Annotated in this window: 23 protein-coding genes; 11 read left to right on the top strand and 12 right to left on the bottom strand. The window is 61.2% G+C overall.

The features are described from left to right. Window positions 1–504: 504 nt before the first annotated feature. The 6 genes from ACIOYV_RS08695 to ACIOYV_RS08670 all read left to right on the top strand — a co-directional run bounded on the left by ACIOYV_RS08695 (window position 505) and on the right by ACIOYV_RS08670 (window position 7,040). Window positions 505–1,887 (top strand): glutamine synthetase family protein, encoded by a 1,383-nt coding sequence (locus ACIOYV_RS08695; RefSeq protein ID WP_401322883.1) that lies wholly within the window; start codon window positions 505–507, stop codon window positions 1,885–1,887. Between the two features lie 168 nt (window positions 1,888–2,055). Next, window positions 2,056–3,705 (top strand): phosphoethanolamine transferase, encoded by a 1,650-nt coding sequence (locus ACIOYV_RS08690; RefSeq protein WP_401322880.1) that lies wholly within the window; start codon window positions 2,056–2,058, stop codon window positions 3,703–3,705. Window positions 3,706–3,778: 73 nt separating this feature from the next. Further along, on the top strand, window positions 3,779–4,441 hold the full coding sequence (locus ACIOYV_RS08685) for a class I SAM-dependent methyltransferase (RefSeq protein ID WP_401322878.1): 663 nt from the start codon (window positions 3,779–3,781) through the stop codon (window positions 4,439–4,441). Between the two features lie 123 nt (window positions 4,442–4,564). Continuing rightward, the gene (gene rnd / locus ACIOYV_RS08680) at window positions 4,565–5,698 is read left to right on the top strand and encodes a ribonuclease D (protein WP_401322875.1); all 1,134 of its coding nucleotides are present in this window, start codon (window positions 4,565–4,567) and stop codon (window positions 5,696–5,698) included. After that, window positions 5,695–5,988 (top strand): YcgL domain-containing protein, encoded by a 294-nt coding sequence (locus tag ACIOYV_RS08675; RefSeq protein ID WP_054055162.1) that lies wholly within the window; start codon window positions 5,695–5,697, stop codon window positions 5,986–5,988. Before rnd ends, ACIOYV_RS08675 begins: the two co-directional genes overlap by 4 nt. A gap of 119 nt (window positions 5,989–6,107) precedes the next feature. Then, entirely contained in the window at window positions 6,108–7,040 is a 933-nt protein-coding gene (locus ACIOYV_RS08670) for a D-2-hydroxyacid dehydrogenase (protein ID WP_401322872.1), read from the top strand. Between the two features lie 263 nt (window positions 7,041–7,303). On the opposite strand, the gene ACIOYV_RS08665 is transcribed toward ACIOYV_RS08670, so the two are convergent. Further along, complete coding sequence (locus tag ACIOYV_RS08665) at window positions 7,304–7,897, bottom strand: nitroreductase family protein (RefSeq protein ID WP_054055158.1); 594 nt, start codon at window positions 7,895–7,897, stop codon at window positions 7,304–7,306. A gap of 281 nt (window positions 7,898–8,178) precedes the next feature. Between ACIOYV_RS08665 and ACIOYV_RS08660 the strand changes: the two genes are divergently transcribed. Continuing rightward, complete coding sequence (locus ACIOYV_RS08660; RefSeq protein ID WP_054055155.1) at window positions 8,179–8,628, top strand: YcgN family cysteine cluster protein; 450 nt, start codon at window positions 8,179–8,181, stop codon at window positions 8,626–8,628. A gap of 114 nt (window positions 8,629–8,742) precedes the next feature. Further along, the gene (locus tag ACIOYV_RS08655) at window positions 8,743–9,972 is read left to right on the top strand and encodes a hypothetical protein (RefSeq protein WP_401322868.1); all 1,230 of its coding nucleotides are present in this window, start codon (window positions 8,743–8,745) and stop codon (window positions 9,970–9,972) included. 128 nt (window positions 9,973–10,100) lie between these two features. Here ACIOYV_RS08655 and ACIOYV_RS08650 read toward each other — a convergent pair whose 3' ends face one another. From ACIOYV_RS08650 to ACIOYV_RS08630, 5 genes are all read right to left on the bottom strand, one after another. Continuing rightward, on the bottom strand, window positions 10,101–10,478 hold the full coding sequence (locus ACIOYV_RS08650) for a DUF2892 domain-containing protein (protein WP_054055151.1): 378 nt from the start codon (window positions 10,476–10,478) through the stop codon (window positions 10,101–10,103). 77 nt (window positions 10,479–10,555) lie between these two features. Further along, window positions 10,556–11,026, bottom strand: coding sequence for an RNA methyltransferase (locus tag ACIOYV_RS08645; protein ID WP_054055178.1), 471 nt, complete (start codon window positions 11,024–11,026; stop codon window positions 10,556–10,558). Between the two features lie 242 nt (window positions 11,027–11,268). Then, entirely contained in the window at window positions 11,269–12,678 is a 1,410-nt protein-coding gene (locus tag ACIOYV_RS08640) for an efflux transporter outer membrane subunit (protein WP_401322863.1), read from the bottom strand. Continuing rightward, window positions 12,662–13,828: an efflux RND transporter periplasmic adaptor subunit gene (locus ACIOYV_RS08635; RefSeq protein WP_265043912.1), complete on the bottom strand. Its 1,167-nt coding sequence runs from the start codon at window positions 13,826–13,828 to the stop codon at window positions 12,662–12,664. Before ACIOYV_RS08635 ends, ACIOYV_RS08640 begins: the two co-directional genes overlap by 17 nt. Continuing rightward, the gene (locus tag ACIOYV_RS08630) at window positions 13,818–17,039 is read right to left on the bottom strand and encodes an efflux RND transporter permease subunit (protein WP_401322859.1); all 3,222 of its coding nucleotides are present in this window, start codon (window positions 17,037–17,039) and stop codon (window positions 13,818–13,820) included. Before ACIOYV_RS08630 ends, ACIOYV_RS08635 begins: the two co-directional genes overlap by 11 nt. A gap of 227 nt (window positions 17,040–17,266) precedes the next feature. On the opposite strand from ACIOYV_RS08630, the gene ACIOYV_RS08625 reads away from it, so the two are divergent. Next, entirely contained in the window at window positions 17,267–17,671 is a 405-nt protein-coding gene (locus ACIOYV_RS08625) for a hypothetical protein (RefSeq protein ID WP_054055142.1), read from the top strand. 137 nt (window positions 17,672–17,808) lie between these two features. Next, the gene (locus ACIOYV_RS08620) at window positions 17,809–18,219 is read left to right on the top strand and encodes a hypothetical protein (RefSeq protein WP_163908960.1); all 411 of its coding nucleotides are present in this window, start codon (window positions 17,809–17,811) and stop codon (window positions 18,217–18,219) included. Window positions 18,220–18,388: 169 nt separating this feature from the next. Here the strand turns inward: ACIOYV_RS08620 and ACIOYV_RS08615 are convergent, their stop codons facing one another. The 4 genes from ACIOYV_RS08615 to ACIOYV_RS08600 form a co-directional block, all read right to left on the bottom strand. Further along, a complete protein-coding gene (locus ACIOYV_RS08615; protein ID WP_054049014.1) occupies window positions 18,389–19,072 on the bottom strand; it encodes a response regulator transcription factor in 684 nt (227 codons plus the stop codon). A 250-nt stretch (window positions 19,073–19,322) separates the two neighbouring features. Beyond that, entirely contained in the window at window positions 19,323–20,177 is an 855-nt protein-coding gene (locus tag ACIOYV_RS08610; protein WP_401322855.1) for a hypothetical protein, read from the bottom strand. 357 nt (window positions 20,178–20,534) lie between these two features. Beyond that, a complete protein-coding gene (locus ACIOYV_RS08605) occupies window positions 20,535–20,906 on the bottom strand; it encodes a YajD family HNH nuclease (RefSeq protein WP_008153129.1) in 372 nt (123 codons plus the stop codon). 48 nt (window positions 20,907–20,954) lie between these two features. Next, window positions 20,955–21,641: a spermidine synthase gene (locus tag ACIOYV_RS08600; RefSeq protein ID WP_163908963.1), complete on the bottom strand. Its 687-nt coding sequence runs from the start codon at window positions 21,639–21,641 to the stop codon at window positions 20,955–20,957. 88 nt (window positions 21,642–21,729) lie between these two features. Here ACIOYV_RS08600 and ACIOYV_RS08595 point away from each other — a divergent pair, with 88 nt between their 5' ends. Beyond that, complete coding sequence (locus tag ACIOYV_RS08595) at window positions 21,730–22,020, top strand: hypothetical protein (RefSeq protein WP_265043923.1); 291 nt, start codon at window positions 21,730–21,732, stop codon at window positions 22,018–22,020. Here the strand turns inward: ACIOYV_RS08595 and ACIOYV_RS08590 are convergent. After that, complete coding sequence (locus ACIOYV_RS08590) at window positions 22,017–22,490, bottom strand: cyclic nucleotide-binding domain-containing protein (RefSeq protein WP_054049022.1); 474 nt, start codon at window positions 22,488–22,490, stop codon at window positions 22,017–22,019. The two genes, ACIOYV_RS08595 and ACIOYV_RS08590, sit on opposite strands and share 4 nt — an antisense overlap. Before the next feature lie 187 nt (window positions 22,491–22,677). Next, window positions 22,678–24,732 (bottom strand): S9 family peptidase, encoded by a 2,055-nt coding sequence (locus ACIOYV_RS08585; RefSeq protein WP_401322850.1) that lies wholly within the window; start codon window positions 24,730–24,732, stop codon window positions 22,678–22,680. Window positions 24,733–24,872 lie beyond the last annotated feature (140 nt).

Here is a 24,872-nt window from a genome sequence, read left to right as displayed (position 1 = left end):
TGCCGAGGTACGAGGCTGCGTTCGGCTGCGAAGCAGTCGTCCCACCTGAGCACACGGTCTTCATGAAACACCGCGTCGCCTGATTTCACGACTGCTTCGCAGCCGAACGCAGGCTTCGCCAGCTGCTACAAGTCACCTTGCAGCTGGCCGGGTGAATGTTTAGTCAGTCTGCATCCAAAGTTCTTCAATTCCCGATTTACCCCCCCATCCACCCATGTGACGCTGCTGCTCATCTGTTTTCTGCGGTTTCTTCTATGGACGGTTGGCCAGTCGCACTCCACCACCAAGTATCCAGCCTCGGTCGTCGATTCCTGCCTGCCACCGCGCCAACCCTCTCTGCACTTCCTTCTGAACTGGCCTTCTGGGCGCTGTGGCATTGCCGTCACGCGCGCCCGCCGGATTCCTGCGTTTCCCGTTGATTGTTCCTACAGGTCCCGCGCCATGCGTCGGGATCAAACCGGCGGCGCCTGCGCGTTTGCCTGACACGGAAAAACGAGAATTCCCATGAGTTGTGCCACGACCTCCTTCGCAACCAAGCAAGAAGCCCTGACCTTTCTGGAACAGAACCCGGATATCGAGATGTTCGAGTTGTTCATCCTCGACAACAACGGCGTGCCCCGGGGCAAGTTGCTGCATCGCGATGAACTGCTGGCGGTGTATGAAAGCGGCCGGCCCTTGCCGAGCACTATTCTCGGCCTGACGATCAATGGTGACGACGTGGAAAATTCCGGCCTGGTGTGGGACGTCGGCGATATCGATTGCCGCGCCTATCCCGTCAGCGGCAGTTTGCAGCGCATGCCGTGGCGCTTGATTCCCACGGCGGCGGTGCAAGTCAGCATGCACCCCAAGGAAGGCCTGCCGGCGACCATTGCCGATCCGCGTCACCTGCTGGCGAAGGTCATGGAAGGCTTGCAGGCCGACGGCTATTACCCGGTGATGGCAGCGGAGCTGGAGTTCTACCTGCTGGATCAACAGCGCGACAGTCACGGTCGGCCACAACCTGCCCGGGACGTCGATGGCGGACGGCCACGGGCCACGCAGGTCTACGGTCTGCGTGAACTGGAGCAGATCGAACCGTTCCTCGCCGACCTCTACAGCGCCTGCAAACTCCAGGGCATTCCGGCGCGCACGGCGATTTCCGAATACGCGCCGGGCCAAGTGGAAATCACCCTCGAACACCGCACCGATGCTTTGCAGGCGATGGACGAAGCGGTGCGCTACAAACGGCTGGTCAAAGGCGTGGCGCACAAGCACGGGATGGCGGCGTGCTTTATGGCCAAGCCTTTCGATGATCTGGCCGGCACCGGGATGCACATGCACGTCAGCCTGGCGGACAAGGACGGCAACAACCTGTTCGCCAGCGAAGCGCCGGACGGCACGCCGCTGCTCCGGCACGCGGTGGGCGGTATGCTCAGCACCTTGCTCGATTCGCTGCTGTTGTTCTGCCCGAACGCCAACTCCTATCGCCGTTTCCAGACCAACAGCTATGCGCCGCTGGCCGCCACCTGGGGCGTGGACAACCGCACCGTGAGCCTGCGGGTTCCCGGCGGGCCGGCGTTCTCCCGGCACATCGAGCACCGCATCTGCGGGGCCGACGCCAATCCTTATCTGGCAGCGGCGGCGATCCTGGCCGGCATTCACCGTGGCATTCGCGAGCAACTCGACCCCGGTGCGCCGGTAGAAGGTAACGGTTACGCGCAGGCCGCCGAGCTGCTGCCCACCGACTGGCTGACCACGTTGCGCGCGCTGGAAGGTTCGGGGTGGGCGCGGGAAGCGTTCGGCGGTGAGTTCCTCGGTGTGTACCTGGCGGTGAAGCGTGCCGAATATCGGCAGTTCATGGGCGAGGTCGGGGAGCAGGATTGGCGCTGGTACCTGAACCAGGCCTGACAGTTTCTCAAATACATTAAAAGTTTCACGTTACTATCCGGAGCCAACTAATCGTTGGCTTCTTTTTCACGAAAAATTGATGGTTGGCTGCTTAAAGTTTGTGCTGTCGCGGAAAATGAAATTTTCACATTTGCCGGCGGCACTTCTTTTCAGGAACAGTCCATCCGCATGTTGAAATTAAAAGCCGTGCGCCCCGAGTGGGTGACACTGATTGCCAGCGCTTTTTTATTGGCCGGATTCAATCTGGTGCTCTGGCAGCACCTGTTCGACATCACCGCCACCAACGCCCAGGGCATTGCCATGCGCGTGGCGTTTGGCGTGATGGTGCTCGGCGCCTTCAACATTGTCCTGACCCTGCTGGCGTTCCGGCCCCTGCTCAAGCCGCTGCTGACGTTGATCTTCATGGTCAGCGCCGGCGTGGCTTACTTCATGAGCCAATATGGCGTGCTGATCGACGCCGGTATGTTCCGTAACTTTGCCGAAACCAATGCCACGGAAGTTCGCGACTTACTCTCGATAAAGTTGTTGGCTTATATTGTTGTTTTGGGTGTTTTGCCAACGTGGTTATTGTGGAAAACACCGATCAGTTATCGCGCCTGGCACCGTGACCTATTAAGTAAAGTATTGGTGAGTGTTGCCTCCGTGGCCGTCATCGGTGGTGTGGCACTGGTGAATTACCAGGGCCTGTCGTCGTTGTTTCGCAATCACCATGAATTGCATTTGATGGTGGTGCCGAGCAACTACATCGGCGCCTCGATCGGTTATCTGCGCGAGCAAGTCGCCTCGGCGCAACAGCCCTTCGTCAAGATCGGCGAAGACGCCCGCAAAGACCTGAGCTGGCAGACCCACGGGCGCAAATCCCTGACGGTATTGGTGGTCGGCGAAAGTGCCCGGGCCGAGAACTTCGGGGTCCTCGGTTATGAGCGCGACACCACGCCCAAACTCAGTAAGGAAGCCGGGCTGATCGCCTTCACTGACGTGCACTCCTGTGGCACGGAAACGGCGGTGTCGGTGCCGTGCATGTTCTCCAACATGGGGCGCAAGGATTACAACGCGAGCAAGGCGAAGAACGAAGAAGGCCTGCTGGATGTGCTCAAGCGTGCCGGCCTGGACGTGATCTGGCGCGATAACCAGTCAGGCTGCAAGGGCACCTGCGATCGGGTCACCATCGACGACGTCAGCAACTTGAAGGATCCGCTGTTGTGCTCGAGCAGCGAATGCCGCGATGAAATTCTCCTGCAAGGTTTGCAGCACTTTATCGACACCCTGGATAAAGACACTGTGCTGGTCCTGCACCAGATGGGCAGCCATGGCCCGGAATACTTCAAGCGTTACCCCAAAGAGTACGAACACTTCACCCCGGTTTGCGAAAGTAATGCGCTGAACAATTGCAGCCGCGACAGTATCGTCAATGGTTACGACAACACGCTGGTGTACACCGACCACGTGCTGTCGACCCTGATTGATCTGCTGCGCAGCAACCAGGACAAAGTCGATACCGCGATGCTCTACCTGTCCGACCACGGGGAATCCCTGGGCGAGTACAACCTGTTCCTGCACGGCACGCCTTACATGATGGCGCCGGAACAGCAGAAACATGTGGCCATGCTGGCGTGGTTCTCCGACAGCTATCAAAAGTCGTTCGCGGTGGACACCCATTGCCTGCAAATGAGCCGCGACCAACCCTTGAGCCAGGACAACCTGTTCCATTCGATGCTTGGTCTGCTGGAGGTCGACAGCAAGGTCTACAACCCGGATCTCGACATGTTCGCCGGCTGCCGCGCGCCGATCATCGATGGCGTACTGGCAAAAAAATGAGGGCTTCGACTTATTTTTCACGGACCGGCCGCTAACCTGCGCGCGGTAGATCTTCCAACAAGAGCCCATGCACATGTCTTCGCTGCCCCCATCCGCCATCGAACTTGAGTTCGCCCGGCGCTACGATCAGGAACACGCCCGCGTCTGCCTGCAGCCGCAACCCCGTGGCCTGGCCGGACGCCTGGCGTTCTGGCGCGCCGAGCAACTGGTGCGCAATGCGCTCAAGGTCGCCGGCGAACCGGGGTTGCTGCTGGATGTGGCCTGTGGCGCCGGGCGTTTCTGGCCGGTGCTGGCGGAGCATGGCAACCGGGTGATTCTCGCGTCGGATCCGTCCCAGGACATGCTCGATCACGCCCGCACCCATCACCCGCAGCAGTTGCTCAAGCGGATCAAGACCTTTCAGAGCTCGGCGTTCACTCTCGATTTGTCGGCGAACTCAGTGGATTGCATGATTTGCATGCAATTGTTTCAACATATCGCCAGCCCCGACCACCGGTTGGCCATGCTCGGGGAATTCCACCGCGTCAGCCGTGACACGGTGATTGTCGCGGTGCGCCTGCAAAGCCGCTTCGGGCGCCGCCCATCCGCCGCCGAGGGCTTCGAGCCCCAGCCGCTGCCGGGCAAGCTGTTGCTGGAAGCCGAGTTCAGACAGGCGGGTTTCAGCCTGCTCAGTCATCAGGACTTCTTTCCCGGTTGCGCGCGGATGCGGGTCTACGTGTTGCGTAAGACCGGTTAACCTCCCTTCGTCAGACATTTCTTGCCTTTAAGCAGGTCTTTTCGCTAAAGCTCTTGTTCAGTGGATGCGCGGAAATCGCCGGGGGCGATATATACTGCGCGCCATTCTTCAAGGGAGAGCCGTGTGGCCATCGATATTCACTGGATTCGCGACAACGATAGCCTCGGTCAGTTTTGCGCCGAGTGGCAGCAGCTGCCGTTCGTTGCCCTCGACACCGAATTCATGCGGGTCGACACCTTTTACCCGATCGCAGGCCTGCTGCAGATCGGCGATGGCGTACGCGCTTACCTGATTGATCCGCTGACCATCGACAACTGGCACCCATTGGCCGCGTTGCTGGAAAACCCGGCCGTGGTCAAAGTCGTCCACGCGTGCAGCGAAGACCTCGAAGTCCTGTTGCGCCTGACCGGCAGCTTGCCGGCGCCGCTGTTCGACACGCAACTGGCCGCCGCTTACCTGAACCTGGGTTTCTCCATGGGTTACTCGCGACTGGTCCAGGAAGTGCTCGGCATCGACCTGCCCAAGGGCGAAACCCGTTCCGACTGGCTGCAACGTCCGCTGTCCGATACCCAGATCAGCTACGCCGCCGAAGATGCCTTGCACCTGGCGGAAGTGTACGTACGCCTGCAACCAAAACTGTCCGAAGACAAATACAACTGGGTGCTGGAGGACGGCGCCGAACTGGTGGCCAACCTGCGCCGCGAGGTCGATCCGTACGAGGTCTACCGCGAAGCCAAACTCGCCTGGAAGTTGTCCCGTGCCCAACTCGCGGTATTGCGTGAGCTCTGCGCCTGGCGCGAGCACGAAGCCCGCGCCCGGGATCTGCCGCGCAACCGCATCGTGCGTGAGCATTCCTTGTGGCCGCTGGCCCGCACGCAACCGGACAACCTCGGTGCGTTGGCGAAAATCGAAGACATGCACCCGCGTACCGTGCGCCAGGACGGCGAATTCCTGCTGGACCTGATCAAGCGCTCGGCCAATGTGTCGCCGGATCAATGGCCGCCCGCTGTCCCGGAGCCATTGCCCGTGGACGCCGCGGTGCTGGTCAAGCAACTGCGGGCCATCGGCCAGGCCGAAGCCGAACGCCTGAACATCGCGCCAGAACTGATGCTGCGCAAGAAAACCCTGGAAGCGCTGCTCAAGAGCGGTTACCCCAACGGTCCTTACCAATTGCCTGATTCGCTGCGTGGCTGGCGCCGCGAATTGATGGGCCAGGCGCTGCTCGACAGCCTGGCCACCGCCGGAGAACAGCCTTGAAACGTATTTGCTCCATTTACCGCAGCCTGAAGAAAAACGAGATGTACCTCTATGTGCTCAAAAGCGATGCACTGGAGCGCGTCCCGGAATCGCTGATGGCGGCGTTCGGCAAGCCGCATCACGCCTTTGACCTGGTGCTGAGCCCCGAGCGCAAACTGTCGCGCGAGGACATCACCGTGGTTCTGGCGAACCTTGAAAAACAGGGTTATCACTTGCAAATGCCGCCGGCCGAGGACGAGTACATCGAACACTTGCCCGAAGAATTGCTGCGTCGCAACGACCCGATGTGATCGGCAGACAGGTTCTGTTCAGAACCTGTGTGAAAGACTGGAATGATTTTTATGATGGCCGTGGGGATGGAGCGATACTCCGTCCGCGGTCGTCTGCACTGTTTTGAAAGGTTTGAGCCATGCGCGTTCTGATTGCTGAACACGACCACCCTGTGTACGCCCAACTGCTGCGTCAGGCAGCGCCCGAGCTGGAAGTACTGACCAGCGGCGACTCCGCCGAACTGGCGCGCCAGGCCGCCGATTGCCCGATCTGGCTCGGCCAGCCCGACTTGTTGGCCAACCTGCTGCGTCAAGGCCACCAGCCACAATGGCTGCAATCGACCTGGGCCGGCATCACGCCGCTGCTGGCCGACGGCTTGCCACGCCACTATCGCCTGACCCGGGCGGTGGGGATTTTCGGCCAGGTCATGGCTGAATACGTTTTGACCTACATGCTCGGCCACGAACGCGAGGTGTTGGCGCGGTTGGTCAGCCAGGTCGAGCGCAAATGGGACAGTCGTCAGGGCCAAAGCCTGGCGGGACGTAAAGTGCTGATCGTCGGCACTGGCGACATCGGCCAGACCGTAGCGAATTTCCTCGTGCCGTTTGGCGTCGAGTTGTACGGCATCGCCAGCGAAGCCCGCGAGCAGGCACCGTTTGTTGAAGTGGCCGCGCTGGCCGACCTGCCGCGACTGGTCGGTCAAGTGGATTACGTGATCAACCTGCTGCCGAACACGCCTAACACCCATGATCTGTATGACGCGGCGCTGTTCAAGCAATTCAAGCCGACCGGCGTATTCATCAACGTCGGACGCGGCGTGGCAGTGGTCGATGCGGACCTGGTGGAAGCCTTGAAAGAAGGGCACCTGGCAGGCGCAGTGATCGACGTCTGCCGCCAGGAACCGCTGCCGCAACGGCATCCATTCTGGACTGCCTGGGGCTTGCTCCTGACCGGCCACAGCTCGGCACCCACATCGCCAACGATGATGGTGGACCTGTTCGTCGAAAACCTGCGGGCGTACCAATCGGGCGAAGCGTTGCGCGGCGAAGTGGATTTCAACCGCGGTTACTGAGTACACCGAAAACCAAAATGTGGGAGCGAGCCTGCTCGCGAAAGCGGTCTGCCAGTCAACGATGATGTTGAATGTGCCGACCCCTTCGCGAGCAAGCCCGCTCCCACATTGGTATCCACTGTGAAACTCAGAATTCGTGAACGCCAAGATCAACTGTGGGAGCGAGCTTGCTCGCGATCGCGGTCTGGCAGTCAACAGAGATGTTGAATGTGAGGACCTATTCGCGAGCAAGCCCGCTCCCACAGTGGGTTTTGCGGCGTGGTTTAGAGGGTGAAGTCGCCTTCAGCCGCCAGTTCGCTCAGCGGACGGCGCGGGCTTGGTTCTTCGCGGGCTTGCAGGTATTCCGCCAGGGTTGCCTTGTCGCCCAGTTTGCCCACGGCAACCGCCGCGTGCAGCGCATAACCTTCGGGAATGTTCAGCTCTTTGCGGGTCAGTTCCTGGTCGAAGCCGGCCATGCCGTGGGTGTGCCAGCCGCTGATGCTGGCTTGCAGCGCCAGGTGGCCCCAGGCCGAGCCGGTGTCGAAGGTGTGCCACAGCGCCGGGGTTTCTTCGGTGGCGCCGGGCGCGGTGAAGGTGGTTTTCGAGATCACGATCACCAGCGCCGAGGCGTGTTGCGCCCAGCCGCGGTTGAACTCATTCAGCAGACCCAGGAAACGCTCCCAGTTCGGCGTGTCGCGGCGCGCGTAGAGAAAGCGCCAAGGCTGCGAGTTGTAGGCGGACGGCGCCCAGCGCGCGGCTTCGAAGAAGCTCAGCAGGGTTTCTTCCGGAATGGCTTCGCCGGTGAAGGCCCGTGGCGACCAGCGATCAGTGAACTGTGGGTGGATGGCATATTCGGCAACGCGTGGATTGGCACTCATGCAGAGGTTCCTTACTACGTTTGGGTCAGGGAGTCGAAATAAAAACCAGCGGCCACAGTTGAGCTGAGCGATGAGGTTTTTCGAGCCGTGGCAGTTCACCGGAATGCAACGCGGTTGCGCGTTAATGGCCTTCAGGTTTGGCTCGTTGCGACTGGCAAAGCTACTTCGTGGCGCCAAAACTGACAAGTGAAGTTCTTACCGGCAGTCGCCAGCGCTTGGCCCGCAAGGCCTTGGGCACTAGACTGGCGGCCTTTTCACCACCTGATGTTGATGCTTGAGCCATGGCCGCCACAGTCGAACCGTTCTGGAAACGCAAAACCCTCGATCAACTCGATCCGCAGGAATGGGAATCGCTGTGCGACGGCTGTGGCCTGTGCTGCTTGCAAAAGCTCGAAGATGAAGAAGACAACAGCGTCTACTACACGCGCATCGCCTGCAAACTGCTGGACCTGAACACCTGTCAGTGCACCGATTACCCGAACCGTCGCGACTTCGTCCCGGACTGCATCCAGCTCACCCCGGGCAAGGCCGAAGAGTTCCAGTGGCTGCCGCCGACCTGCGGTTATCGGCTGGTCAGCGAGGGCAAGGACCTGCCGCTGTGGCATCACCTGGTGTGCGGTGATCGCGATGCGGTGCACCACGAACGCATTTCCCAGTCCGGGCGCATGCTCGCCGAAGGCAGCGTGCCGGAAGACGATTGGGAAGATCACCTGATTTTCCGGGCGGGCTAAAGGTCCACCGCTTTTGTGGCGAGGGAGCTTGCTGTGGCGAGGGAGCTTGCTCCCGCTTGAGTGCGAAGCACTCACCCAATAAATAGGCAGTGATTATTGCCACAAGGAGTGTGTATGGCTGGGGGATTGCGGCTGGCATTGGCCGTCGGGGCGTTGGCCCTGAGTTCGTCGGTGTGGGCGGCGAAGAAGGTCGATCTGGATTACCACGTGCGCCTGTTGCCGCAAAGCGATCAGGCGGAAGTGCGGCTGACCCTGGCCCAAGGTTCGGCGGTGCGCAGCCTCGACTTTGACCTGGGCGACGGCAGCCACTACAGCGATTTCAAGGCCGACGGCCAATGGCAGCTCACGCCGGGCAAAACCGCCCGGGGCGTCTGGCGCCCGGCCGCCGATAAGGCCAGCCTGACTTACCGCGTACGCATCAGCCACGGGCGCAAGAGCGGCAGTTTCGACACGCGCATGACGCCAAACTGGGCGCTGATGCGCGGCGACGACCTGGTGCCGGCGGCCAAACTCGATCAGCAGGACGGCATCGAACTGGTATCGCGCCTGGAATTCGAATTGCCCAGCGGCTGGAAAAGCGTCGAGACCGCCTGGCCGCGTATCGGCAAGAACACGTTCCGCATCAACAACGTCTCGCGCCTGTTCGACCGGCCCACTGGCTGGATGCTTGCCGGCCACCTCGGCAGCCGTCGCACACGCTTGGGCGAAACCGAAGTCACCGTCGCCTCGCCAGTGGGGCAGGGCATGCATCGCATGGACGTGTTGACGCTGCTGACCTTTGTCTGGCCGCAAGCCCAGGCCGTATTCCCACGCCATCCAAGCAAACTGCTGATTGTCGGCGCCAACGACCCGATGTGGCGCGGCAGCCTGGCGGCGCGGGAATCGATCTACCTCAACAGCCGTTTGCCGCTGGTCAGCGAAAGCGGCACCAGTGTGCTGGTGCGCGAACTGGCCCAGGTGTTCGGCCGGGTCAACGACAAACAACACAGCGAATGGATCAGCGAAGGCCTGGCCGAGTATTACGCCATCGAACTGGTGCGACGTGCCGGCGGCATGAGCGATGAGCGCTATGAAAGTTTGCAGAAGAAACTGGCCAAGGACAGCCAGAAAGTGACGACCCTGCGCGGCTCGCAGGTCAACCCGGCGCAAATTGCCAGGGCAGTGTTGTTGCTACAGGAACTGGATCAGGAAATTCGCATCAAGACCCGCAACAAGCGGTCGCTGGATGATGTGCAGCGTGGGGCGATGCATCTGGAAAGCGTGGATACCAAGGAGTTTGTCCAGCTCGCCGAAAGCGTGATTGGCGAGCCCTCCAAAGTCCTCGATACCGAGTTGCTTCAGTGAGATCGCCTTCGCGGGCAAGCCTCGCTCCTACAGGGTGTGTGTCGTTCCCATAATCGGCGAACGACACATATTCTGTAGGAGCGAGGCTTGCCCGCGAAGAGGCCCTTAGACCCGCTACAAATCCCGGATCAAACCCCGGTTTTCGGCGACTTCAACGAATCATTCCCGGTAACGGTCGCTGTCTTGGTCGCCGCTTCCGCAGCCGCCTTCAACTGGTTCAACTCATCACCCGCCCGCTGAATCTTCGCTCGCACGTTGTTCATGTCCTGACGGCTTTTCTCCAGCAGGCTTTTCACCGAGCTGTGCCCGGTAATGCCACGGGCTAAGGCCACGCCGCCGATTGCCACTTGAATCAAACCGAACACGCCACCGCGACGCAGGCCTTTGCCCATCATCACCACGCCGCCGGCCAGGGAACCAATGCGTTCCCAGCCCTCGACGTTCTGTTCGTGACGAGTCTGGAACGGGGTGGATTCGATGCGTTCTACGCGTTTGAGTTCGCTCATGATCTATCTCCAGGCAGGGAAGGATAGTAAAGCTGACTGCCGAAGCGGGCCGCTTGTTCCATCGGATGTGCGGCGATTCAGCGGAATTTCGGACCGGAGCGGGTGTTCAGCCCTTTGGCCATGCGGTCGTAGAGCACGACGTTGACCGTGGCGGCCAGGTTCATGCAACCGGTGGTCGGGATGTAGACCACGTCTTCGCACCAGTCGCGGATCTCTTTATCCAGCGAGCCGTCTTCCGGGCCGAAGATATAAAGGGCGCGATCCGGGTGGGTGTATTCCGGCAGCGAACGGGCGCCTTCCACCAGTTCCACGGCCACCGGCACACAGCCCAGCGGCAGGATCTTTTTCAGGTCGTCGATGCCGATCAGCGGGATGTCGTAGTGCACACGCTTGGTGTCGGTGACGAAGTCGGCGGCGCGATCATAGCGCTTGCCGGTGTAGAACACCGACGCCACGCCATAACAGCCAGCGGCGCGCATCACCGAACCGACGTTCTCCGGTGATTTGGGGTTATACAAACCAATGCAGCTGTACCGTTTGTCTGCCACGAGCGGGGTGCCTTCGGGAAAAAGAGGGCGATTATACGGGGATTGGCCGGGAGCGGGCAGATTCGGGATTGGCGGTGTCTGGGCGACGCTCCCCCTGTAGCAGCTGGCGAAGCCTGCGTTCGGCTGCGAAGCAGTCGCAAAATCAGACGGCGCGTTATTCCAGTTAAACCGCGTTATCCGGGTTTACGACTGCTGCGCAGCCGAACGCAGGCTTCGCCAGCTGCTACAGGGAAGGTTGTTATTCAGATGTCGCTGCTCCAACCCCCACCCAACGCCACCACCAACCCGACACTCGCCTGCAACTGCCGCGTCTGCAAACTCTGCAACCGCCGCTGCGCCTGTAGCGCCGAGGTCTGCGCCGTCACCACATCCAGATAATTCACCGCCCCGGCCTCATAGCTGTTCATCGCCAGCGTCTGCGTCCGTTGCGCCGCATCGACCGCCGCCTGCTCATCCTCCGCCTCCCGTTGCAGATCACGCAGTTGCCCGAGGTTGTCCTCAACCTCCCGCACCGCCCGCAGCACCTGGCTGCGGTAATGTGCGGCGGCTTCTTCGAATTCGGCCTTGGCCTGGCGTTCGTTGGCGTCGAGTCGGCCGCCATCAAAAATCGGCAGGTTGACCAGCGGCCCCAGCGCCCAATAGCGATTGCCGGCGGCCAACAGATTGCCGCTGCCGGCGGTTTGCCCACCAAGCAGGCCGGTCAGGCTGAAATCCGGATACCACGCGGCGCGAGCCACGCCGATGTTGGCGTTGGCGGCGAACACCCGACGTTCGGCGGCGGCGATGTCCGGGCGACGTTGTAGCAGCGTGCTCGGCAGTGCGTCGGGGACCGAGGGCAACGCCAATGGCTGATCGCTGGCCTGGAGCCGGAAAACACTCGCCGGCTCACCCACCAGTTCCCCCATCGCATGTTCGGCCAGATCCCGTTGCGCGCGCACATCGTCGAGTTGCGCCCGGGCTTCGGCCAATTGGCTTTGCGCGCGGGTCAGGTCCAGTTCCGAAGCGATGGCGCCTTCATAACGGTCGCGGGTCAGTTGCAGCGCCTGGGTGTAATCGTCGAGGGAACTGGTGAGGATTTTGTTCTGCGCATCCAGTCCATTCAGCTCGATATACAGCGTCGCGAGTTGCTGTTGCAGGCTCAATCGAGCGGCGGCCAAGTCGTCCGCCGAAGCCTGAGCCTGGGCATCGCCCGCCGCGACTTGATTGCGAATTCGCCCCCACAAATCGAGGTCGAAACTCAGCGCAAACCCGGCAGTGTCGCTGTTGTACACCGACGGCTGGTTGCTGCCGCGCAACGGTTTGCCGTCCGACTGACGCTGGCGCAGCGGTTGGGCGCTGGCGGTGATTTGTGGGAACAACCCGGCATGCAACTGCCCGGCATACGCTTGCGCCGCATCAAAGTGCGCGAGGGCTGCCGCCAGGTCCGGGTTGGCCTTGAGCAGTTGCTGTTGCAGGTCGTTCAGGCGCGAGTCCTGATAAATCTGCCACCAGTCCGGGTTCGACTCCTGAGCCTTGGCCAGGTGCCACGGCCCATCGCTGGTCTGCTCGCGATACTGCGTCGGCAAGTCGATAACCGGCGCTTTGTACGCCGGCGCCATTGAACACCCTTGCAACGCCAGCGCCATGATCAGCAGCTCAAGCCTTGGGCGCATGCACACCTCCAGCGTCGGCCAGTTGCACGGTATCGCCTTCACGCAGGGCATCCGGCGGGTTATCGACGACCCGGTCCGCAGGCTTCAAACCTTGATCGATTACCAGCCGTTCACCCAGATCCAGGCCGATATGAATGTCACGTAAATGCACGTGATTATCCGGGTCGAGCACCGCCACTTGCGTGCCCTGAGCGCGGAAGATCAGCGAACTCGCCGGAATGCTCACGCCATGGGTGTCCGCTGGAATCTGCAAGGTTGCCTCGGCATAGTCGCCGGGCAACAACGCGCCGTCCGGGTTATCCGCAACAAACTGCGCGAGCAAGGTGCCGGAGCGCCGGTCAACTGCCGTGGAGTCACCAATCAATCGCGCACTGAAATGCTCGCCGGGATGTTCCGGCACGATCAGCTCGGCCTGCATGCCGGGGCGGATCACGCTGGCGTAGTTCTGCGGCACCGGCACGTACAGGCGCAGTTGGTGGGTGTCGGCGATGTCGAACAGCTCCGGATCGCTGTCGTTATCAGCCTTGATCAACTGACCGATATCGGTATTGCGCGCCGTGATGGTCCCGGCGAACGGCGCGCGAATGGTCTTGTAGTCCTCCAGCGCCGAGAGTCGCGCGTAGTCGGCGGCGGCCGCATCCGCGTTGGCCTTGGCGGCGGCAGCGTTGGAGCGTTTTTCATCGGCTTCCTGACGCGACACCGAATGCGTCGCCAACAGGTTTTGCCAGCGGCTCGCCGTGGTCTCGGCCAGGCGCGCGTTGGCCTGTTCCTGGATCAGCCGCGCATGGGTTTGCGCGACTTGTTGATCGAGGTCCGGGCTGTCGATCTCGGCCAGAATCTGCCCGGCCTTCACCTGGCTGCCGATGTCGGTTTTCCAGTCCTTCAAATAACCGCTGACCCGCGCATGAATCGGCGCTTTGCTCCAAGCCTCCAGATGCGCCGGCAAACGCAGGCTGTCGCCATGCACGTTCTGTTGCGGCTGGAACACGCTGACCAGCGGCATGGCGGCGGTTTCGGTCCAGGCCGCCACGGCTTTCTCGTGGCGGGTGCGGGCGGCCAGACCGTTGGCCACCAGCAACGCGGCCAGGGTCAGGCCGCCGACCCCCACCCACATCAGGCGTTTGCGCGACGGTTTTTGATCAGGCGACATGAGAGCTTTCTCCAACAACAGTACGAGATGATTGGCGTCCGTGAACCAGGCTGAACACCACCGGGACGAACAGCAAAGTGGCGGTGGTGGCGAGGATCAGGCCGCCGATCACAGCGCGGCCCAACGGCGCGTTCTGTTCTTCGGACAGGGCCAGCGGCAGCATGCCGATGATCATCGCCAGGGCGGTCATGCACACCGGCCGAAACCGCGTGTAGCCGCCTTCGAGCGCAGCCTTGAGCGCATCGCCGTGTTCGGCCAGGCGTTCACGGCAGAAACTCACCACCAGAATCGAGTTGGCCGTGGCCACGCCCATGCACAGGATCGCCCCGGTCAGGGCCGGCACCGACAGCGAGGTGCCGCTGAGAAAAAGCATCCAGACAATCCCGGCGAGTGCGGCGGGCAGGGCGGTGATGATCACGAACGGATCGACCCAGGACTGGAAGTTGACCACGATCAGCAAGTAGATCAGCACCACCGCGCCGAGCAGGCCGAAGCTCAAACCGCTGAAGGCTTCGTGCAGCGCATCGATCTGCCCGTGCAGGCTGATCACCGCGCCTTTGGGTCGCATCGAGGCCGTGTCATCCAGCACTTTCTGGATGTCCTTGGCCACGCCGCCGAGGTCGCGGCCCTGCACGTTGGCGTACAAATCCAGGGTCGGCATGATGTTGTAGTGGCTGACCACCGCCGGGCTCTGCACCCGGGAAATGCTCGCCAAACCGCCGAGGATCTGCGATTGCCCGTCACTGCCGGTCACCGGCAAGGCTTCCAGCGAAGGCAGGCTGTCGAGGCGGTATTGCGGGGTGGCAGCGACCACGCCATAGGACACGCCGTTGGCCGGGTTGAGCCAGAAGGTCGGCGCGGTTTGCGAACTGCCAGCGAGCGACGCGACCATGCTGTTGGTCACATCGCGCTCGGTGATGCCCAGGCCGTTGGCGCGCAGTCGATCAACGTTGACCTGCAACGACGGATAACCGGTGGACTGCTGGATACGCAGGTCAGCGACCCCAGCCACATGTTGCAGGCGCCGCTCCAGTTCCACCGCGTAGGCGCGGTTGGCCGCGTCGTTGGGGCCAGAGATTTTCACGTCCAGCGGTGCCGGAGCGCCGAAGTTGAGAATCTGACTGCTGATGTCCGCCGGCAGGAACGCAAAGTGGCTACCGGGAAAACTCTCGGGCAAGGCTTCACGCAGACGCTTCACGTAATCGGCGGTGGGGCTGTGCTCGGCCTTGAGGCTGACCTGAATATCACCGTCCTGTGGGCCGATGGTGCCGCTGTTGCTGTAGGCCATGTCGATGCCGCTCAGCGGGATGCCGATGTTGTCGACGATGGTGTCCAGTTGCTCCGCCGGGATGATCTCGCGAATCCGCGCTTCGATGCGGTCGAACGCCGCCGCACTTTCTTCAATCCGCGTGCCCAGCGGCAAGCGCACATGCAGCGACAGTGCGCCGGCGTCGGTGGCGGGGAAGAAGTCCTCGCCCAGGCTCGGCAGCAGCGCAAAAGAGGCCAGCACACACGCCAGGAACCCGAGCAGGAAACGCTTGCGATATTCCAGCGCCAGCTCCAGCAAACCGAAATAGGTGTCCCGCAGGTTGGAGAAATGCCGCTCGAAACCCTGCTGGAAATTCAGCACCCGTTGCAGCAATGGATGATGGGTTTTGCGGTGCTGCTCGCCCTCGTGATGGTTGATGAATTCATCTTCCGGGTGATGCCCCGGACCTTGTTCCGGCCTGTGCGGTTTGAGCAAAAACATCGCCAGGGTCGGCACCAACGTGCGCGACAGAATGAACGAGCTGGCCATGGCAAAAATCACTGCCAGCGCCATCGGCCGGAACAGGTAACCGGCGATGCCCTGCAACAGGAACATCGGCACGAACACGATGCAGATGCACAGCAGCGAAACGAAGGCCGGGCCGACGATCTGTTTCGCGCCGTCGAGAATCGCGGTCTTCACCGCTTTGCCCTGTTCCAGGTGCCAGTTGATGTTCTCGATGGTCACCGTGGCGTCGTCCACCAGAATCCCCACCGCCAACGCAAGGCCACCGAGGGTCATCACGTTGAGGGTCTGGCCGCTGGCGGCGAGCAGGGCGATGGCCGACAGCACCGCGAGCGGAATCGACGCGGCGATGATCAGCGTAGAACGCCAACTGCCGAGAAACAGCAGGATCATCGCGCTGGTCAGCAGCGCGGCGATGATGCCTTCCTTGGCCACACTGCCTACCGACTGTTTGACGAACACCGAGGCGTCGCCCAGCAATGAAGTCTTGAGCGACGGCGGCACGGTTTCGTTGATACGCGGCAGCATCTGGCGAATGCCGTCGATGATCGACAACGTGGAAATATTGCCGTTCTTCAGCGCCGGCATCAGCACCGCGCGGCGACCGTCGACCCGCACGATATTGGTCTGCGGCGGCGAGCCGTCGCGCACATGGGCCACTTGGCCAATGGTGATCAGCGCGCCGTCGACGGTTTTGATCGGCAAGTCGTTGAGCTCGTCGATGGCTTTCGGGCTGTTGTTCAGCAGTACCGTGTATTCGTTGGGCCCGAGCTTGGCGGTGCCCACCGGGATGATCTGGTTCTGCGCCGCCAGCGCATTGCCGACGTCCTGTGCCGAGAGGCCTTTGGCGGCCAGCGCCTGCGGGTCGAGGTCGAGGGTGATTTGCCGTTGTTTGCCGCCCATCGGCGTCGGGATCGCCAGACCCGGCACCGAGGTCAGTGGCAGGCGGATGTTGTTCTGCACCAGGTCGCGGATCTTCGCTTCCGACAGCGTCGGGCTGGAGAACGCCATCTGCAAAATCGGCACGGTCGAGGCGCTGTAGTTGAGGATCAGCGGCGGCGTGATGCCTGGTGGCATTTGTTTGAGCACGGTCTGCGACACCGCCGTGACCTGGGCGTTGGCGGTGCGGATATCCACGCCGGGCTGGAAGAAAATCTTCACGATGCCCATGCCCGGCAGCGATTGCGACTCGATGTGTTCGATGTCGTTGACCGTGGTGCTCAGGGAGCGCTCGTAGGTGTAAATCACCCGCCCGGCCATGTCCTGCGGCGCCAGGCCGTTGTATTGCCAGACCACTGCAATCACTGGAATGCCGATGTCGGGAAACACATCGGTGGGTGTGCGCAGGGCCGCCATGGGCCCGATGATGCAGATGAAAATTGCCAGCACGATAAACGTGTAGGGCTTGAGCAGTGCAGTCTTTACCAGCCCGAGCATGCCGTAAACCTCCGAGGTCTTGAAGTGCAATTGCCGGGCAGTCTTGCGGTTGTTACTTAAAGATTTGCCTTCACGGGGATGAAGAAATTTTTAAGCATTTGCTGAAAATCCTTTCATGGGGATTCATTTGTCCGCAGCGCTCTAGCCCGCCACTCTTCACCTCAAGCCGAGTGCCCACCGCCACACCTGGCGGCGGTATCGGCGTCCATTTTGCGAGGTGTTTTTCCATGACATTCAAACCCCTGTTAATGCTGCCGGGCCTGGGCCTGGTGTGTCTGTTGTCGGCGTGCGCGGGACCGATGCCCAAGGCTGATCCGAGCGAAGCCTTTATTGGTCTGGAGCAACCGGGAAGTGCCGATTTGCTGGCGCAGCGGATCGACGGGCAGCAGGTGAATGACGGGCGCTATTTCGAGGTCAAACCGGGGGCTCATCGCCTGGACATGACGTTGATCAGCGGCGCGGACGGTAATTCGCTGGACCTCAGTTGCACCGGGCATCTGAGCTACAGCGAGTTCAAGGCTGGCGAGCACTACCAGGTCAATGCGTCGAGCGAGGGATTGAAGGCGGGTGTCAGCCTGATGGATTCCCACGGTAATCAGGTGGCGCAGAGCCGGGGCTTTCGGTGCTCTTGAGCGGTGTGCAAAACCTGTGGGAGCGAGCTTGCTCGCGATGAGGCCATTGCCTTCAACATCAATATTGACTGACCCGCCGCTATCGCGAGCAAGCTCGCTCCCACAGGGGGCGGCGGTGCATGAAGGAACACATTCCAATGACACTTAAACAGCTGCTATTGATTCCTGGTCTGAGCGTGGTTTGTCTGCTGTCCGCCTGCGCCGGCCCTATGCCCAAACCCGATCCAGGGTTGGCCTGGATCGGGCTTCAGGAAGAATCGCCGAATGACATGCTGGCCGAACGGGTGGATGGCCGGCGCATTGATGACGGACGTTTCTTTGAAGTGACGCCCGGTGCGCATGACTTGGCGGTGACGCTGTTCGAAATCCCGAGTGGTGATTCGAATCAGGAAGACTGCCAAGGCAAGGTCCATTACACGCAGTTCAAGGCGGGCGAGCATTATCAGTTGGTGGAGTCCAGCCTGGGCCAGGCTGTGAGCGCGCGGCTTGAGGATTCGCACGGTAAGCAGGTGGCGCAGACTGACGATTTCCAGTGCATGCCCGGATAGCATTGTAGGCGACGAAACCTTTGTAGCAGCTGGCGAAGCCTGCGTTCGGCTGCGAAGCAGTCGCAAATACGGATAACGCGGTTTAACTGACACACCGCGCCGTCTGATTTTACGACTGCTTCGCAGCCGAACGCAGGCTTCGCCAGCTGCTACAGGGGTTGTGGTTTGTCTACAGCGGGTCAGCGATCACATACCCCGACCCGCGCATCGTCCGTATCAACGGCGGCAAACCCGGCGGGTCGATCTTCTTGCGCAACCGGCCAATGTGCACGTCGATCAGGTTAGTGCCCGGATCAAAGTGATAACCCCAGACCTCTTCGAAAATCATCATCCGCGACAGAATCTGCCCTGGATTGCGCATCATGAATTCCAGCAATTTGTATTCGGTGGGCAACAGGCTCAGCGGCTGATTCGCGCGGTTGGCCTCGTGGCTGATCAAGTCGAGTTCCAGGTCAGCAATACGCAGGGTGGTTTCGAAGGTTTTGGCCGGGCTTTTGCGTCGCAGCAACACCTCGACCCGTGCCGCCATCTCGTCGGTGGCGAATGGCTTGGCCAAGTAGTCATCGCCACCGGCCCGCAAGCCGCGCACACGTTCATCGACGTCGGAGAGGGCGCTGATCATCAGGATCGGTGTGGCCACGCCAATCGCGCGCAACGTGGTGACAATCGCCAGGCCATCCAGCTCGGGGAGCATGCGATCGAGGGTGATCAGGTCGTAATTGCCACTGACCGCGCTCACCAGGCCTTCGCGGCCATTGCTCACCCAGTCCACTTCAAAGCCGTGGCTTTGCAGCTCGGTGACGATTTCCTTGGCGGTCACGGCATCGTCTTCGATGGTCAAGATTCGGGACATGTCGGTTACCTGTTCAGAGATCCGGATGTCACGATTTTGCCAATAAACGGTTAGCGGTTTGCTGAGGAAAGTTTCATGTGCGATACAAAGGAAATGCGCTATACCGCCAACACTTTTTAAAGCCTGCCTCAGTTCCCTGTGGGAGCGAGCTTGCTCGCGATGGCGGCAGCTCATCCAACATCAATATCGACTGGCCCACCGCTATCGCGAGCAAGCTCGCTCCCACAAGGGATATGTGTCTGGTTGGGGATTACTTGGTTGCAGGCAGCATCGCTTTCAGCTTGTCCATCATCGCGCTGGCCGCGTTGGTGATCTTGTTGCCCTCCGGGTCTTTGCTCCCCGAGCCACTGGTGTCTACACCCGCGAGGATTTCCGCCAGATTGTTGAAGTGCCCGTCTTTCTTCTTGCCGCCGGCGGCCACATCGCCCTTGTCGTACTGGGCGAGTGCGTCCTGCAAGGTCTGGTGCTGGGACAACCATTCGGGTTTGGTCTTTTCCTCGGGGCTCATGTTGTCGAGGAAGTTCAGCGCAGCCTTGGCGCGACCGATCGGGTCGTTGGCAAACGGGTCTTTCCAGTTTTTCTTTTGATCTTCCGGGCCGCTGTAATGACCCGAGGCCAGCCGCGCCTGTTGCTGCATCAGCGCCTTGGCCGCTTCCTGCTCTTCGCTGGAAAACTTGCCGCCTTCATTGGTGGCTACAGCGTTCAGCGAACGACGATCCAGATCGCCCATCAACGCATTCTTGTCTTCGACGCTGCCGCTGTACGGCTTTTCGCCGGCCTTCATCTGCGCGTACTTGTCGTCCATGCGCTTGCGCGCATCCACGGCTACTTCCGCGAAGGACTTGTCCTTGGAACTCGACACCGCACCGGGTTGCGTGACGCCCAGCACCAGCGCGTCGGCGTTCATACCCGCACGCACCGGAAAGTACGGCGCGTTGTTGCCGATCGAACCGCTGTAGTCGGTGGATTTTTTCGAGAGGCTGACCGCGTCATCGTTCTTGGCGTCTTTGGCAGCCTGCCCGGTGGCGCTGGTTTTAGCCTTGGCCTGCGCCGCAGCCTGATAAGCCACCATGGCGGGGCTGTTGAAGGTTGAAGTGACGTTCATCGCATTCATTGCCTGGCGTGTATTGATGCTGATACATCGCAAGAACAGTGCCAGCGGGGGGAAGGGCTGTTGGATGGAGGGTTTGTAGCGGTTTTGACATGTTTGTAATGCGGCAAGCTTGCCGGAAGCGGCAAGCAATTGCCGCTGGAAACACAAATCCCCCTGTGGGAGCGAACTGTGGCGAGGGGGCTTGTCGGAATGCCGCATCACCCCGTTGGGCTGCGTAGCGGCCCTAAAACCAAACACCGCAGTCTTTTGTCAGATCCGCGGTGTCTGGTTTACGACTGCTGCGCAGCCGAACGGGGGCAAGCCCCCTCGCCACAGCTCGCTCCCACAGGGGGAGTGTATTGCCTCGGGTCAGTCTTCTTTTTTCATCAGCCCGGCCAGCGCCGCGAACGGGTTGTGGGTGGCCTTGGCGATTTTCGGGCTGCTGAGCGAGCCTTCGTCGAAGTACTGCTGATCCGTATAACGCGAGTGTTCGTTGTCGTGGCAATACAGGCACAACAGTTCCCAGTTCGAGCCGTCTTGCGGGTTGTTGTCGTGGTTGTGGTCGCGGTGGTGCACGGTCAGTTCGCTCAGGCGCTTGCCGGAGAACTCACGGGCGCAGCGGCCGCACACGTGCGGGTACATCTTCAGGGCTTTGTCGCGGTAACCCATTTCCTTGTCGCGCTGGTTGTCGGCGAGGATGCGATCCAGCTTCGAGGTATTGGTCGGGGTGGACGAACTCATGGGTTCACCTTTGTAGAAGACTAATGACGGTTATGAACAGAGTTTAGCTCAGCCCTTGAGCTTCTCGGCAATCCAGATCGTATGGCGCGTGCCTTTGTTGCCGTGGGCAAAGACCTGGACTTCTTCGGCCTTGAAACCGGCCTTCTTCAACTTGTCGGAAAACTGCTTGTCAGCGCTGGCCGACCACACCGCCAGCACGCCTTTGGGCCGCAGGGCCTTGGCGCAGGCGCTGAGGCCGCCGGACGAGTAGAGCCAGCTGTTGGCGCGCTGGGTCAGGCCTTCGGGGCCGTTGTCGACATCGAGCATGATCGCGTCGAAACCCTGGGGCTCGGCTTGCAGCACTTTGGCCACGTCCTCCATGCGGATCACGGTGCGCGGGTCGAGCAATGGGTTACCGGACTTTTCGCCCAGCGGCCCGCGATTCCACTCGACCACGCCCGGCACCAGTTCGGCGACCACCACTTCGGCGGTCTTGCCCAAGTGCTTGAGGGCGGAGGCGAGGGTGAAGCCCATGCCCAAACCGCCGATCAACACGCGCGAGTTCGGCCGGCCGGCGACCTTGCGGCACGGGATCTCGGCCAGGGCGTCTTCGGAGCCGTGCATGCGGGTGTTCATCAATTGCCCGCCGTCGCCACCCTGGATCTTGATGACGAAATCCTCACCGTATTCGAACAGGCACAGGGCACCGCCGTTTTCAGGGATGGGGGCGGTGTCGAGCAGAACGAAACGTTTCATGGCGGGCTCTTGGAAAAAATTGGCATAAGGCAAACGGACGCGGTTGGGAGTAGCCTGCAAGCAGACAACAAGGCCAACGGAGCCATTGATGAAGCGCACCATTCTAACGGTCATTGCCTTGGCCGCGCTCTCGATAACTGCAGTGCAGGCCCAGGAGCAGCAAACCATACCCACCAGTCCGGCGCCGATGTCCGGTTCACCCGGCACCGCGACGCCCACGCCGTACCCGCAGATCACCCCCACCAGCGTGCCTCGGACCGGGGTTGGCAGTGGCGGCCCGCCCCTTGTGCCGATCGAAATGCCCAGCCCGCCGACCAAGGACCAGCCGTTGCCGGGACTTGAGCCGAACAGCACGAAAATCAAATCGCCGGGCGGTTAAACCTGTTGCGACAGTAGCTGCCCGTCGGCCATGCGCAGGCGTTTGGACAGGGAGACGGCGAGGGCGCGGATGATTTTGGCGGCGATCTTCGGTGCGTCGTTGAGCATCTTTTCCAGCGAGTCCTTGCCCAGGTTGAGCAGCTGGCAATTACTCGCCGCCACGCAACTGGCCGAGCGCCGCTCGCCATCGAGCACGGCCATCTCGCCGAACGCCCGACCGCTGCGCAGGGTGGCCATGACCACCGTTTGCCCGTCGCTGTTGGTCTTCTGCACCGACACCTGGCCGGTGTGGATGATGCACATGAAGCTGCCGGCATCGCCCTCGTGGAAAATCTCTTCGCCCTGGGCGATGGTGCTAATGCTGAAATAACCGGAAGCGGCGGCAAAGTCGACCGGCAGCAGTTGATCGAACAGGCCGCAGTCCATCAGCCAGTCGCGGATTTCGTTGTTCAGTAAGGTCGGTTCTGACATGTCGTCACGGTCTTTTTTGTTTTTTGCTGATTGATGCTCATCCCCCTGTAGAAGCGAGGCTTGCCCGCGAAGGCAATGTATCAGCCAACATTGATGTTGGATCTTATGGCCTCTTCGCGGGCAAGCCTCGCTCCTACAAGGGTAGGTCGGCGTACGAGATTAAGACCGGTACGCCAAGCCAAGTTCCTCACGCAATGCGCAAAACCTGGAAAACAAATGCGTATTCGAGGGCTACGTCACGTAATCCCTGGTAACGCCCGCTCATCCCGCCATGCCCGGCGCCCAGTTCGGTCTTGAGCAGCAGGAGGTTGTCGTCGGTTTTGGTCGCGCGCAATTTCGCCACCCACTTGGCCGCTTCCCAGTACTGCACGCGACTGTCGTTGTAACCGGCGATCACCAGAGTCGCCGGATACGCCTGGGCAGTCACGTTTTCGTACGGGGCGTAGGCCTTGATCCGATCATAGACGTCCGGCTCTTCAGGATTGCCCCATTCGTCGTATTCGGTGACGGTCAGTGGCAGGTCCGGGTCGAGCATGGTGTTGAGCACGTCGACAAACGGCACCTCGGCAATCGCCGCCGCGAACAGCTCCGGACGCTGATTGAGCACCGCGCCGATCAGCAAACCCCCGGCGCTGCCGCCGCTGATCGCCAATTGCTGTGGGCTGGTGAAGCCGTTGGCGATCAAATGCTCGGCGCAGGCGATGAAGTCGCTGAAGGTGTTGTGCTTGTGTTCCTGCTTGCCGGCGCGGTACCAGGCTTCCCCCAGTTCACCGCCGCCGCGCACGTGGGCGATGGCAAACGCCACGCCGCGATCCAGCAAACTCAGGCGCGCGTGGGAGAACCACGGGTCGAGGCTTTCGCCATAAGCGCCGTAGCCGTAGAGGTACAGCGGTGTTGGTCTACCGAGGGCTTCGCGTTTGACCACAAGGCTGATCGGTACCTGCGTACCGTCCGGCGCCGTGGCCCACAGGCGTTGACTAACGTAGGCATCGGCATCGAACGGGCCAAGCACCGGGGTTTCCTTGAGGACTTTCTGCTCGCCCGTGGCCAGTTCCAATTGCCGAACCTGCGCCGGACGATTCAACGCCTCGTAGCGCAGGCGAATCCTGTCGCTGACGAATTCCAGGCTGTTTTGCACATGCAGGCTGTAGGCCGCGTCCGGCAATTGCACGCGATAAGGCGCCAGGCCTTGTGGGCGAACCTCGATGATCGGCAAGCCACCTTCGCGCAGACTCAGGGTCACGGCTTCGACGTTCAGGCTCAAGCCTTCGATCATCACCGTGTCGCTGTGCGGGATCAGGTTCTGCCAGTCGGCCTCGGTCGGCGCCACGCCGGTATCGAGAGCGGTGTACAGAGCGAAGTTGATGCCGTCGCGGTTAGTGCGGATGAACCAGGTCCATTCGCCATTGAGGGCGCCGTGGTCGACGTCGTATTCGTGGTCCTCGACCCGTGGCGCCAGGCAGGTAAAGGCCAGGTGCGGCTGGAAAGCATCGAGCACCCAGACTTCACTGGTGGTCTTGCTGCCCAGGGACAGCAGCAATTGCTGTTCGGAACTGGAACGATAGCAATGCAGGAAGAAGCGGCCGTCCGGCTCATGGAACACTTCTTCGGCCGCCGTGCCGTCGAGGCGATAGCGCATCAGCTTGTGTGGGCGATGGGTGTCGTCGAGTTCGCCGAAGAACAGCGTCACGCTGTCGTTGGCCCAGGTCATGCTGCCGTCGCAGTCCTGGAATTCCAGTTCGCTGACACGGCCGTTGGACAATTCCTTCACGAACAGCGTGTAAATCTCGTCGCCCGTGGTGTCGAGGCTGTAGGCCAGGCGCTGGTGGTCCGGGCTGATGCTGAAGGCACCGAGGGAGAAAAATCCGCCATTGGCCAGTTCGTTCGGGTCCAGCAGCAGTTGTTCCTGACTTTCGTCGATGACCAGGCTGTCGTCCGCCGGGCGCGGGCAGCGGTAGTGGCGGGCGTATTCGTCACCCGCCGTGGTGCGCGTGTAATACAGGTACGGGCCCCATGGGGAGGGCAGGGACAGGTCGGTTTCGAGAATCCGGCCCTTGATCTCTTCGAACAGGGTTTCGCGCAACGCGGCCTGATCGGCGGTCTGCGCCTCTTGGTAGCTGTTTTCAGCCTTCAGGTAGTCGAGCACCGCGTCGGTGTCGCGCTCCTGGAGCCAGGCATACGGGTCGACCCCATCGGCCTTGCGGGCAATCGGGGCGCTGGTGACGTTAGCGGATAAGGGCATGAAGGGCTCTCGGACGATATACGGAAAAAGGGTTTCGCGGGCTGCCGGCAAATCTTGATGCCTGTGCAAATCCCTGTGGGAGCGAGCTTGCTCGCGATGGCGGATTGCCTGACAACAGTGATGTTGAGTGTACTGGCCTC

This window comes from Pseudomonas sp. NPDC087342 (assembly GCF_044744265.1).
Classification (GTDB): Bacteria; Pseudomonadota; Gammaproteobacteria; order Pseudomonadales; family Pseudomonadaceae; genus Aquipseudomonas; species Aquipseudomonas nunensis.
The sequence above is the reverse complement of the archived record's forward strand: the minus strand, read 5'-3'. Positions and strand labels throughout refer to the sequence as shown.